Source organism: Cellulomonas biazotea, from assembly GCF_004306155.1.
In the GTDB taxonomy this organism is placed as follows: domain Bacteria; phylum Actinomycetota; class Actinomycetes; order Actinomycetales; family Cellulomonadaceae; genus Cellulomonas; species Cellulomonas biazotea.
Window position 1 is genome coordinate 1 of record NZ_BIMR01000127.1, and the last position, 12178, is coordinate 12178.

The 12178-nt window shown below is 75.3% G+C and carries 11 protein-coding genes; 5 read left to right on the forward strand and 6 right to left on the reverse strand.

Annotation, left to right across the window (positions count from 1 at the left end; all coding sequences use genetic code 11):
• Positions 1-2838: UvrD-helicase domain-containing protein (locus CBZ_RS09545; protein WP_130781330.1), on the forward strand; the 2838-nt coding region annotated here is incomplete at its 5' end.
• Positions 2835-4820 carry an exodeoxyribonuclease V subunit alpha gene (gene recD, locus CBZ_RS09550; protein ID WP_130781331.1) on the forward strand — a complete coding sequence of 662 codons (1986 nt, stop codon included), beginning with the start codon at positions 2835-2837 and terminating at the stop codon, positions 4818-4820. The genes CBZ_RS09545 and recD, both read left to right, overlap by 4 nt.
• A 126-nt stretch (positions 4821-4946) precedes the next feature.
• Here recD and CBZ_RS09555 read toward each other — a convergent pair whose 3' ends face one another.
• The 4 genes from CBZ_RS09555 to CBZ_RS09570 form a co-directional block, all read right to left on the reverse strand.
• Complete coding sequence (locus CBZ_RS09555) at positions 4947-5426, reverse strand: GNAT family N-acetyltransferase (protein ID WP_246013221.1); 480 nt, start codon at positions 5424-5426, stop codon at positions 4947-4949.
• A 98-nt stretch (positions 5427-5524) separates the two neighbouring features.
• Positions 5525-6349, reverse strand: a complete 825-nt coding sequence (locus CBZ_RS09560) for a bestrophin-like domain (RefSeq protein ID WP_130781332.1) — start codon at positions 6347-6349, stop codon at positions 5525-5527.
• Between the two features lie 4 nt (positions 6350-6353).
• A complete protein-coding gene (locus CBZ_RS09565) occupies positions 6354-7046 on the reverse strand; it encodes a hypothetical protein (protein ID WP_130781333.1) in 693 nt (230 codons plus the stop codon).
• Positions 7047-7068: 22 nt separating this feature from the next.
• The gene (locus CBZ_RS09570; protein WP_174768654.1) at positions 7069-7446 is read right to left on the reverse strand and encodes an SHOCT domain-containing protein; all 378 of its coding nucleotides are present in this window, start codon (positions 7444-7446) and stop codon (positions 7069-7071) included.
• A gap of 434 nt (positions 7447-7880) precedes the next feature.
• On the opposite strand from CBZ_RS09570, the gene CBZ_RS09575 reads away from it, so the two are divergent.
• Complete coding sequence (locus CBZ_RS09575; protein ID WP_218022743.1) at positions 7881-8435, forward strand: potassium channel family protein; 555 nt, start codon at positions 7881-7883, stop codon at positions 8433-8435.
• A gap of 87 nt (positions 8436-8522) precedes the next feature.
• On the opposite strand, the gene CBZ_RS09580 is transcribed toward CBZ_RS09575, so the two are convergent.
• Both CBZ_RS09580 and CBZ_RS22130 read right to left on the reverse strand, forming a co-directional pair.
• On the reverse strand, positions 8523-9950 hold the full coding sequence (locus CBZ_RS09580) for a dicarboxylate/amino acid:cation symporter (protein ID WP_130781334.1): 1428 nt from the start codon (positions 9948-9950) through the stop codon (positions 8523-8525).
• Between the two features lie 200 nt (positions 9951-10150).
• Complete coding sequence (locus tag CBZ_RS22130) at positions 10151-10366, reverse strand: putative leader peptide (protein WP_373862163.1); 216 nt, start codon at positions 10364-10366, stop codon at positions 10151-10153.
• 92 nt (positions 10367-10458) lie between these two features.
• Between CBZ_RS22130 and CBZ_RS09585 the strand changes: the two genes are divergently transcribed.
• Both CBZ_RS09585 and CBZ_RS09590 read left to right on the forward strand, forming a co-directional pair.
• Positions 10459-11211 carry a DUF6345 domain-containing protein gene (locus tag CBZ_RS09585; protein ID WP_130781335.1) on the forward strand — a complete coding sequence of 251 codons (753 nt, stop codon included), beginning with the start codon at positions 10459-10461 and terminating at the stop codon, positions 11209-11211.
• Between the two features lie 12 nt (positions 11212-11223).
• Positions 11224-12147, forward strand: a complete 924-nt coding sequence (locus CBZ_RS09590; protein ID WP_130781336.1) for a hypothetical protein — start codon at positions 11224-11226, stop codon at positions 12145-12147.
• The last annotated feature ends 31 nt before the right edge of the window (positions 12148-12178 follow it).

Consider the following 12178-nt stretch of genomic DNA (forward strand, 5'->3'; position numbering starts at 1 on the left):
TCGTTGCGCCCCGCCGACGCCGAGCCGGGCACCGCCGCGCAGCACCGCGCGGGCCTCGCGCAGGCCGTCCGCGACGAGCTCGTGCGCCGCAAGCGCGCGCGGCGCGTCGTCGACTACGACGACCTGCTCGTGCTGCTGCGCGACGCGCTGCGGCACCCCCGGACGGGCGTGGCGGCGGCCGAGCGGGTCCGCGGCCCGTACCGGGTCGTCATGGTCGACGAGTTCCAGGACACCGACCCCGTCCAGTGGGAGATCCTGCGGACCGCGTTCCACGGGCACCGCACGCTCGTCCTCATCGGCGATCCCAAGCAGGCGATCTACGCGTTCCGCGGGGCCGACGTCGCGACGTACCTGCGGGCCGCCCACGAGGGGACGGCCGCGACGCTCGGGCGGAACTGGCGCGCCGACGGTCCGGTGCTCGACGGGTTGCAGGGCATCCTGCGCGGCGCGGCGCTCGGCGACCCGCGCATCGTCGTGCGTCCCGTCGACGCGGCGCGCTCCGGCCGGCGGCTGCAGGGCGGCCCACCCGTCGTGCTGCGCCAGGTCACGCGCGACGCCGCGGGGGCCGTCGCAGGCAAGCTGCCGTCGGTCGGCAAGGTCCGCGCGCTGCTCTACCGGGACGTGGCCGTGCAGGTCGTCCGCACGCTGCAGGAGACCCGGCTGGACGACGGCGAGGGCGGGACGCGCCCGACCCGCCCGGCGGACGTCGCCGTGCTGGTCCGGACGAACGCCGAGGCGCTCGCGGTGCACGACGGCCTCGTCCGCTCCGGTGTCCCGGCCGTCATCTCCGGGCTCGCGAGCGTGTTCGGCAGCGTCGCCGCGCGGGACGGGCTCACGCTGCTCACGGCGCTGGCCCGCACGGGCGACGGACGCCTCGCCGCCGCCACCGCGCTGACCCCGTTCGTCGGCTGGGACGCGGCGAGACTGGCGCTCGCCGACGACGACGAGCTCGACGCGCTCGCCGACCGGGTGCGCGCGTGGGCGCACGTCCTCGAGCAGCACGGCGTCGCGGCGCTGCTCGAGGCGGCGGCGGCCGACGGGCTGCGCCGGCGGGTCCTGCGGCTGCCCGACGGCGAGCGGCGGCTGACCGACCTCCGGCACGTCGGCGAGGCCCTGCACGAAGCCGCCCTCGACGGCGGGCTGGGCACCGCCGCGCTCACCGAGTGGCTGCGCGCGCGCGTCGACGAGGCGGGCAGCGACTACGCCGAGGAGCGCAGCCGTCGGCTCGAGACCGACGCCGCCGCCGTCCAGGTCATCACCGTGCACGCCAGCAAGGGGCTGCAGTTCCCCGTCGTCCTCGTGCCGTTCGCGTGGAACCGCTGGGTGCCCAAGAGCCCCGAGATCCTGCGCTACCACGTGGACGACGAGCGGATGCTGCACGTCGGCGGCCCGGGCAGCCCGGGGTACGCCGACGCCCTCGCGCGGCACGACGCGGACGAGGCCGGCGAGGACCTGCGCCTGGCCTACGTGGCCCTCACACGCGCCCACTCGCAGGTCGTCGCGTGGTGGGCGCCGAGCGCCAACTCCACCGCCGCGGCGCTCACCCGCCTGCTGCTGGCGCCGCGCGACGAGCACGGGACGCCCGCGTCGACCGTCCGCATGCCGAGCGACACGCAGGTCACCGACCGGTTCGCGGCGCTCGCGGCGGCGTCGGGCGGCACGCTCGTCCACGAGGTCGTGCACCACGCGCCCGACGCGGTCCGCTGGTCTCCCGACGGCGGGGAGGCGCCGCCGCTGTCGGCCGCCGCGCTGCACCGGACGGTCGACGTCGGCTGGCGGCGCACGTCGTACTCGGGCCTCACGGCGCACGTCCACCACGGTGGGGTCGCGGACGAGCCTGAGCAGCCCGGTGTGCAGGACGAGCCCGCGACCGACGCGCCGCAGCCGGGGGCCTCGGGCCCGGGCGGCGCCGGTCTCGACGACACGGCGACGCCGGGACGCGGCGAGGAGTCCGCGCGGACGGTGCCCTCCCCCATGGCCGACCTGCCCGGGGGTACCGCGTTCGGCACGCTCACGCACGCGGTGCTCGAGCACGTCGACACCGCCGCACCCGACCTGCGGGCCGAGCTCGTCGCGCGGTGCGTCGACACGGGCGTCGCGCCCGCCCTGGGTCTCACCCCCGACGACCTCGCCGACGCGCTCCTGCCGGCGCTGCTCACGCCGCTCGGCCCGCTCACGGGCGGGCGGGCGCTGCGGGACGTCGCCCCCGCCGACCGCCTCGCCGAGCTCGAGTTCGAGCTGCCCCTCGCGGGCGGCGACGGCGCGCGCCTCCCCGACACGCCTCCCACGGCCGTCAGCCCCGGCGCCGAGGCCCTGGCCGGCGCGGTGCTCGGCGACGTCGCCGAGCTGCTGCGCACGCACCTCCCGCCGGACGACCCCTTCGCGGGGTACGCCGACCGCCTCACGGGCGACCTCGCGTCCGCACGCCTGCGCGGCTACCTGACCGGCTCGATCGACGCCGTCCTGCGGGTGCCCACCGGCGACGGCGGCCACCGCTACCTCGTCGTGGACTACAAGACGAACCGCCTCGGGCCGCACGACGAGCCGCTCACGGCCTGGCACTACCGGCCCGACGCGCTCGTCGAGGCGATGCAGGACTCGCACTACCCGCTGCAGCTGCTGCTCTACTCGGCGGCCCTGCACCGCTACCTGCGCTGGCGGCTGCCGAGGTACGAGCCGGAACGCCACCTCGGCGGCGCGCTCTACCTGTTCGTGCGCGGCATGACCGGGCCGGACGCGCCCGTGCTGGGCGACGCACCGACGGGCGTCCTCGCGTGGCGGCCGCCGTCGTCGCTCGTCGTGGCGCTCTCGGACCTGCTCGCGGAGGGGGCCAGATGACGACGCCGACCGACCTGCTCGACCCTCGCGTGCCGTGGCGGGTCGAGGGCGCGTTCGCGCCGTTCGTGGCCGCCGGGGCGCTGACCGCGGCCGACGTGCACGTCGCCCGGCGGCTCGGTGCGATGACCGGCGAGGACGACGCGCGGGTCCTGCTCGCCGTCGCGCTGGCCGTCGCCGCGCTGCGCGCCGGATCGGTGTGCGTCGACCTCGCCGACGCCCCGGCTCTCGTCGCGACCGAGCCCGTCGACGTCGCCGACGCCCGGGGACACGTCGCGACCGAGCCCACCGACCCTGCCGCCCCCTGGTCGCTCGTCGAGACCGGACCAGACGCGTCCGTCGCGCCGCCCGGCGGGCAACCGAGGTCCCTGCCCTGGCCGGCGCTCGACGGACCCGACGGCTGGCACGCCGTGGTGCGGCGCAGCGTCCTCGTCGCCGACGGCCCCGACGGGCCGCCCGACCGGCCGGTCCGGTGGGTCGACGGCCGCGTGTACCTCGACCGCTACTGGCGCGACGAGCTCGTCGTCCGACGGGACCTGCACGGCCGCCTCGTGCGCCTGCGGGTCGACGTGGGCGCCCTGGACAGCGCCGCGGCCCGGCTGTTCCCCCGGCCCGACGACGAGCACCAGCGGGCGGCCGTCCGCGCGGCGGGGACGTCGCGGCTGACGGTCCTGACCGGGGGGCCGGGGACCGGGAAGACGACGACCGTCGCGCGCCTCGTCGCCGCGCTGCAGGCGGTCGACGGCCCGGGGCTGCGGGTCGCGCTCGCGGCACCGACCGGCAAGGCCGCGGCCCGGCTGCAGGAGTCGGTGAACGCCGAGGTCGCACGCCTGTCCGAGGCGGACCGGGCCGCCGTCGGGCCGCTCACGGCGACGACCGTGCACCGGCTGCTCGGGACCCGGTCGGGCAGCACGACGCGGTTCCGGCACGACCGGCACCGGCGGCTGCCGCACGACGTGGTCGTCGTCGACGAGTCGTCGATGGTGTCGCTGCCCCTCATGGCGCGCGTCGTCGACGCGCTGCGGCCCGACGCCCGCCTGGTGCTCGTCGGCGACCCCGACCAGCTCGCGAGCGTCGAGGCCGGGGCCGTGCTCGGCGACCTGGTCGCGGCGCTGCCGTCGGGCGTCGTGCGACTCACCGTGCCGCACCGGTACGGCACCGACCTGGCGTCGCTCGCCGAGGCGGTGCGGCGAGGCGATGCGGACGCCACCGTGGCGCTGCTGCGCGCCGGCGGGCCGCACGTGTCGTTCACCGCGACGACCGGCGACGTCGCCGCGCCCTCCGACCTTGCCGGGCTGCGCGCGGACCTCGAGTCGGCGGGCCGGTCGCTCGTCCGGGCGGCGGAGGCGGGCGACGCGTCCGCGGCGCTCGAGGCCCTCGGGGCGCACCGGCTGCTGCTCGCCCACCGTGAGGGGCCCGCGGGCGTCGCGCACTGGGCGCCCCTCGCCGAGTCGTGGGTCGCGGCGGTCACGGGTGGGCGGGCCGACGACGCCTGGTCCGTCGGCCGGCCGCTGCTCGTCACGGAGAACGACCGGACGAGCGGGCTGTTCAACGGGGACACGGGCGTCGTCGTCCGCGACACGGGCGCCCTCGGCGGCGGCGCGTCAGCGGTCGGTGCGGCGGCGGTCGGCTCGGCTTCGGTGGGCTCGGCTCACCCCGGTGCGGGTGCGAGCGGGGCGGGAGTCGACGCCGGGGTCGTCGTCGCGTTCGGGGATCCCGCGGCTCCGCACCTCGTGCGACCCCACCGTCTGCCTGCCGTGCAGCCCGTGCACGCGATGACGGTGCACCGCGGGCAGGGCAGCCAGTTCACGCGCGTGACGGTGCTGCTCCCCCCGGCGTCGTCGCCGCTGCTCACCCGCGAGCTGCTCTACACCGCGGTCACGCGCGCCCGCGAGTCCGTGCACGTCATCGGCTCGGAGGCCGCGGTCCGGGCCGCGGTCGAGCGGCCGGTCCGCAGGGCGAGCGGCCTGCGACACGCGCTCTGACCCGCCTCCGGCCGGCCGTCGAGGGCGGCCGCCGGTCCGCCGCGCGGGCGATCGCCGGTCCGCCGCGCGAGCGGTCTGCGGCACACCCTCCGACCGGCGCCCGGCCGGCCGTCGGGGCGGCGCGACTCAGGCCGACAGGTCCAGGCGGTAGAACGCGCTGTGCGGGTCGGGTCCGTAGTCGGCAAAGGGCGGGCAGGCGGCGAACCCCGCGCGCTCGTACAGGCGACGAGCGGCGGCGAAGTACTCCTGCGTGCCGGTCTCCAGGTGGACGGTGCGGTAGCCACGGGACGTCGCGACCGCGAGCGCGTGGTCGAGCAGCGCGGCGCCGAGGCCCCGGCCGCGGGCGGCGGGGACCGTCCGCATCGACTTGAGCTCGCCGCCGTGCGCGTCGAGCTCGCGGAGCGCCACGGTGCCGAGCAGGACGCCCGCGGCGTCCCGGGCGGTCCAGAACGTCACGGCGGGGTCGGTGAGCGCGTCCGGGTCGAGGGCGTGCACCGACTCGGGAGGGGACGTCGCGAACATGTCGGCGAGGTGCTGCTCGAGCAGCGCGAGGACGTCGGGGCGCAGCGGGTCGTCGGCGTCGACGCGGAGGGTCGTGGTCGTCACGGCAGGTCCTCGGGTCGGAGGGCACGGAGCTGCGACGTCAGGGCGCAGCACCGCCGCGCCAGGGCGGACGTGGCCCGCACATCGTGCCGCGGGCGGGGTCAGCGCGACGCACCCGTCTCGTCGCACGGTGGGTCGATCTCGATGCCGGTCGCCGCGACCTGCGCGTCGATGAGCTCGAGGGTGCGTTCCATGGCGGTCGGGCGCAGCTTGCCGACCTCGTTCCCGTGGGGGCGGTCGAAGAACGACAGCAGGCACAGCAGCAGCGTGATGACGAGGGTCACGCTGCCCATGAGGACGGCCTGCGTGACGGCCCCTTCGGCGGGGTCGGCGAAGAACAGCAGGTACACGAAGATGACCGCGGAGATGACGTAGAGGACGAGCCACAGGGGGACGGGGATCAGGCCCTGCGCGCCGTGCACGCGGGACTGACGGGCCTCCTCGCGTTCCGCGGTCTGCTCCATCCACCGGTCGTACGCGGACTGCTCGGTGTCGGCCGTGGGCGTGACGTCGCGGATCGTCAGGTACATCTCGACGCCCCACGGGTTGACGGACTCGCCGAGCGACCCGGCGGACATCGCGTCCCACTCGCGGGTCGCGACGGACCGGGCGTAGCAGACGAGCTGGCCCGAGAGGACCTGCGGCGCGTCACCGGGCAGGAACTGCGCGGTCTGGAGCTGCTGGGCGACGGTCTGCGCCTCGTCCTCGGCACCGCTGCGCGCCTGGTCGTACGACTGGAACGCCAGGAAGATGATGAAGCCGAGCAGCACGGAGAAGCCTGTGGCGAGCACGCCGAACACGCCGGACGCGCGGTCCCCGTCGGTGAACCGGCTCCCCGCGGGTGCGCGACGACGCACGAGGAGCATCGCGGTCACGGTGACCGCGGTCGCGGCGAGGGTGACGAGCCCACCGAGGAGGATGCTCACGGCGTCACACCCGCACCGGGAAGCTCACGAGCACGGCGACGGTGCTGAGCAGGACGACCGCGGCGACGCCGACCATGACGAGCCGCACGCGTGGCGACGAGAGCTTGGCGCCGATGCCCGCGAAGAACAGCACGGACGCGCACATGACGGTCGCGAGGACGTAGTCGTCCTTGGTGGCGTTCGCGCGGTGCGCGCGGGTCGCTGCGGCGTCGGCCTTCGCGTCGAGCTCGTGCGCCTGCGTGGTGGCCGCGAGCACGTACTCGTCCATCGCGAACGGGCTGGGCGGCGCGTCGGGGTCGGTCGCGGGGTCCTGCGCGAGCCAGGCGTGCACCGCGGGCTGGAACTCGGGCCGGAACCGCGCGAACAGGAACCCGGAGTACCGGTCGGGGTCGGGGACGTAGTGCGTCGGGAGCACCTGGCCCTGCTCCTCGTTGAGCGCGCTCAGCCAGTCGGTGAAGAGCTGGACGTCGATGATCGTCTGCTGCCCCGCGAGCGTCGCGGCACGGTTGCCCTCCGTCCGCGCGGCGCCCGCGGCGCTGTACGACGTCGCCATCTCCCCGCCCCACTGCGCGCTCTGGTAGGCCGACCACGCGGTCATGACGGTCGCGACCGACAGCAGCACGGCGGCGACCGGCTCGAGGTGCGGGTGCAGCCGCGTGGCCGGGCCGCGGGAGACCTCCTCCTGCGGCCCGGTCACGTCGCCCGCCCCGTCCTGGGTCTCAGGCCAGCGCCTTGGCCTTGAGTGCCGCGAACTCCTGCTCGGAGATGGCGCCCGAGTCCAGGAGGGCCTTCGCCTGGCTGATCTGCGTCGCGGGTGACGCACCGGCGACGTCGCGGATGTAGGCGTCGGTGTCGGCCTTGGCCTGCGTGAGGTCCCGGACGTTCCGCTCGGCCATGCTCCGGCCGCGTGCGATGAGGTAGATGAGGGCGGTCAGGAACGGCAGCACGACCAGCCCGATGATCCACACGGCCTTCCACCAGCCGCTGAGCTCACGGTCGCGGAACAGGTCGCCGAGGATCTGGAACAGGATGATCAGGTACATCACGATGAAGAACCACCAGATCATCAGCCAGAACCAGTCCATGAAGCTGTCCATGTGCGTGCCTCTCGTCGGGTCGACCGGAGCCCGCAGCCCGGCTCTCGTGGGGCGGCCCCCGCGGGGGTTGGAGCCACTGTGCGCCGGTGGTCAGGTGCCGGGCTTCACCCGCAACGGATGACTCGTCGCCGTGGGTCGATCCGCAGGTGGGCGCGCTCGCGGGCGACCCGCGGCCCTCGCGTCCGCGCGGCACGGGGTCGTCGAATCACCCGGTGCGCGCGATGCGCCGCGGGTCGCGCGGCGGTGGGATCGCCAGGACGAGCGCCGCACGACGGTGCGGGCCAAGGCAGGCGCGGGACGCGAGGAACGGCGACGGCCGTGGCGACGGGTCTGGCGGAGGGAGTGCGCATGGCGGTCCGACCAGGGGCCCGCCGGTCCACCCGGTCCGGGGCGACGACGTGACCGGCGAGCCCGGCACGACAGGAGTGCCCGACGTGCCCGGCCAGGCCCACGCGGCCGGGGTCTCTGCCGGTCACCACCCTGGCCGCCGGGTCGCGGTCGTGGTCGGCGTGCGGGCGGCGGGCACCGTCGTCGTCCTCCTCGTCCTCTACTACGTCCTGCCGCTCGACCTGCTCACCGAGGTGCCGCTGCCCGTGATCCTCACCGTCGCGCTGACGGCGCTGGCGGTGGTCACGGGTCTGCAGGTCCGTTCGATCGTGCAGGCGACGTACCCGGCCCTGCGCGCGGTCGAGGCGCTCGCGGTGACCGCCCCGCTGTTCCTGCTGCTGTTCGCCGCGGTCTACGAGGTGATGTCGGCGCACGACCCGGGCGCGTTCGGCGAGCCGGCGCTGAGCCGGACCGACGCTCTCTACTTCACGGTCACCGTGTTCGCGACGGTCGGCTTCGGCGACATCACGGCGCGGAGCGAGCCCGCCCGTGTGCTGGTCACCGTCCAGATGATGCTCGACCTCGTGGTGCTGGGCCTGGGCATCCGCCTGTTCGTCGGGGCGGTCGAGCGGGGACGCCGGCGCGCCGGCCAGATCACCTGAGCACGGGCTGCGGCGGGGACGCACGACGCCCCGGCCCCCTCCTGCGCGGAGGGCGACCGGGGCGTCGGCGTGCTGCCGGCTGCCGCGTCAGGACGCCGCGACGGGCTCCCGCTGCGCGGGGACGACGGGCGCCTGCTCGTCGGCCGTCTCCGGCTCGTCGGAGAACAGGTCGTCCGCCGACGCCGAGGCGTACTTGTCGAGGTCGAGGATGCCCTCGCGCTTGGCGACGACGGTCGGCACGAGCGCCTGGCCCGCGACGTTGACCGCGGTGCGGCCCATGTCGAGGATCGGGTCGATCGCGAGCAGCAGCCCGACGCCGGCGAGCGGCAGGCCGAGCGTCGACAGCGTGAGGGTCAGCATGACGACCGCACCGGTGAGCCCGGCGGTCGCGGCCGAGCCGACGACGGACACGAACGCGATGAGCAGGTAGTCCGTGACGGACAGGTCGACGCCGAAGAGCTGCGCGACGAAGATCGCCGAGATCGCGGGGTAGATCGAGGCGCAGCCGTCCATCTTGGTCGTCGCCGCGAGCGGCACCGCGAACGACGCGTAGGACCGCGGGACGCCGAGGTTGCGCTCCACGACGCGCTGCGTGACGGGCAGCGTGCCGACCGACGAGCGCGACACGAACGCGAGCTGGATCGCCGGCCACGCACCGCGGAAGAACGCGGCCACGCCGAGGCCGTTGGTCCGCAGGATCACGGGGTAGACGACGAGCAGGACGATCGCGAGGCCGACGTAGATCGCGGCGGCGTACGTGCCGAGCGGGGCGAGCAGGTCCCACCCGTAGGTCGCGACGGCCTTGCCGATGAGGCCGAGCGTGCCGAGCGGCGCGAGGCGGATGACCCACCACAGCACCTTCTGCACGACCGCGAGCGCGGACCGGTTGAACGCGAGGAACGGCTGCGCGGCCTTGCCGGAGCGGAGCGCGGCGATGCCGACGACGAGCGCGACGACGACGATCTGCAGGACGTTGAAGGAGATGGACGTCGTCGCGGTGAGCGCGCCGTCCGCGCCGGCCTCGACCTGCGTCCCGGCGCCGAGGCCGAGGACGTTGCCGGGGATGAGGCCGTTGAGGAAGTCGAGCCACGAGCCGCTGGAGCCGGGCTCGAACCCGTCCTCGGGGCTGAGCGTCGACGACGCGCCGGGCTGGAAGAGCAGGCCGAGGCCGATGCCGACGGCGACCGAGATCGCCGCGGTGATCGCGAACCACAGGAGGGTCTGCCAGGCGAGGCGTGCCGCGTTGGTGACCTGCTGGAGGTTCGCGATCGACGTGACGATCGCGAGGAACACGAGCGGCGGGACGATCGCCTTGAGCAGCGTGACGAACGACGAGCCGATGGTGTCGAGCGCGGTGGTCAGGCCGTTGGGCTCGCCGCTCGCGGTCGGGCCAATCTGCAGCGCGACCCAGCCGAGCAGGACGCCGAGACCGAGGCCGAGCAGGACCTGGACGGTGAAGGACGGGAGCCGCAGCCGGCGCTTCGCGCGGGCGGGCTGCGTGGTGGTGTCGGGCACGAGTGAGGCCTTTCGGGGGCGCGCCGGTGGAGGGCACACCACGAGGAGGTCCGGAGGGGGACGCGTCACGGGTGACGGGGGCCGGCCGCCACTGGTGGCGGCGCGGGCGTGGCCGCTGCTGGGGGCTGCGGCGAGGGGCGGGGCACCGGCGGTCGTCGGGACCGGGGGTGCGTCCGGGGCCGGGTTTCGTGCCCGGTGGGTCAGCGACCCGGGGAGGGCCGACAGAGCGCGCTCGCGACCCGGCGGAGGTCGACGGCACGGCGCTCGGTCAGGTTCCACGTGCTCACGTGGTGCGGCTCCCGGGATCGGTGGGCGGCCGCTTCGGCGGCCTCCGATCCGAACAGGGACGGGGCGCTCCTTCTTCCCCGACGGGTGCCCGGGACACCGGATGAGGCGGACGTCACAGGAGAGCGCATCCCCGCCGGATCACCCGGCACGGCCCGTATCGGGCCCCTCCCGGCGCCCTCCTGCCCTGGCGAACGCACGCACGACGAAGGGGGCCACTCTCATGGCAGCGACGTTCGGTGTGGAGGCCATCCGGCACTTCGGGAACGCGAGGGCGAACGGCGTCTCCACCGCCGCCGACCTCACCTACACCTTCAACCGCAGCAACGGGTTCGACTCGGAGCTGCGCGGCTCGGGACACACGCGCGCGTGGTACTGGACCGAGCAGGACGTGTGGGAGAACGACATCCAGGACACCAGCGGCGGCGGCGACGACCGCACCTGGGTCGACGACGTGGACCTCTTCTGGATCGAGACCCACGGCAACCACACCGCCGACGGCCAGGCCCGCCTGCTGTACGACGTCCCGCGCGACCAGTGGCGCACGTTCTCCGGCACCTGGGAGCTCGGCGAGGACTGGAACGCCGAGTGGGTCATGGCGTACTCGTGCGACACCGCCCCGCTCGGCACCCTCACCGGGCTGTGGAACATCTTCAACCGGCTGCACCTGTACTGCGGGGCCTGGGAGTCGATGTGGGACGGCTGGACGACCGAGGAGTGCGGCGAGGACGTCGCCGACAACCTCACCGACGGCGACACCGTGTCGTCGTCGTGGATCGACGGCGTGTCCGACTGGTACTTCGACAACCACCCGGTCGTCGTCGGCCCGGCGACGAGCCAGACGTGGAACGGCGGCAACGTCATCTGGTCGCTGAGCCCGCACAACCGCGACCACCTGTGGGGCCACGGCTCGGTGTCCCCCGACCTGTCCCCGTCCCAGCAGGGCTGCCTGCTGTGGCGCTGGGCCGAGGGCTGAGAGGAGAGGCACATGACCACGACGAAGGACCTCACGCAGGCGCTCGCCGGCCTGGTCGGCGACGTGCCCGACGTCACGGAGGTCGTCGAGCTGGCGACCCCCGCACCCGAGGCGTTCGTGCGCCGCAACGAGAAGCTGCTGGCCGGGCTCGCGGAGGCGGCCGAGATCCGGCTCGACCCGTCGACCGGCGGGCAGCGGCTCGAGGCACGTTCGGTGTACCGGGGCGAGGACGGCGGCCGGGCCGTGACGTTCCACGCGTCCGGTGCGCTGAGCCTGCACGCGGGCGTCGACCCGCTCGACGACCTGTTCGACGAGGTGCTGCCCGACGAGAAGCTGCGCGGGCTGGTCGACGGCGTCACCGAGCGGCTGGGTCTGGCGTCGTTCGTCGACGCCGAGGACCGGTTCGGCTTCGAGCGGCTGTGGAAGCTCAAGGCGGCCGGGTCGGACCGCGAGGGCCGCGTGAGCGACCCCGTGCTGACCCGGGCCGTCGGGGCGTACCGGCACGCCGTCCGGGACCTGCCGGTCCTCGGGCGGGCGTCGGGCAGCGTCGAGGTGACGGGCAGCGGCCGGCTCTCCTCGCTCACGCTCACGCTGCGCCGGTTCGCCGGTGACGGCAGCGGTGCGACCGTCGACAAGGCCGTGTCACGCCGGCCCGAGGAAGCGGCGGGCGAGGTCGCCGCGCGGCTGTCGCGGCTGCTGGGCGGTCGCGAGGAGGACGTCCGGCTCGACGCGCAGCAGTTCGCGTTCGGGTACGTCAGCCTGGGCCGGCGTCGTGCGCAGGCGCTCCTGGCGCCGATGTACCTCGCGTCGGTCGTCGTCGACGGCGGCGAGGAGGGCGAGCGCTCGGCGCACGTCGTCGCGGTCGCGGGCAGCGAGAAGCAGTACCTGAGGCTGCCGGTCGGGGTGCGCCCCGCGGCGGTGCAGCGCCCGGCCTGACGCGCGCCGGTCGCACGGCGGGGTGCCGCGG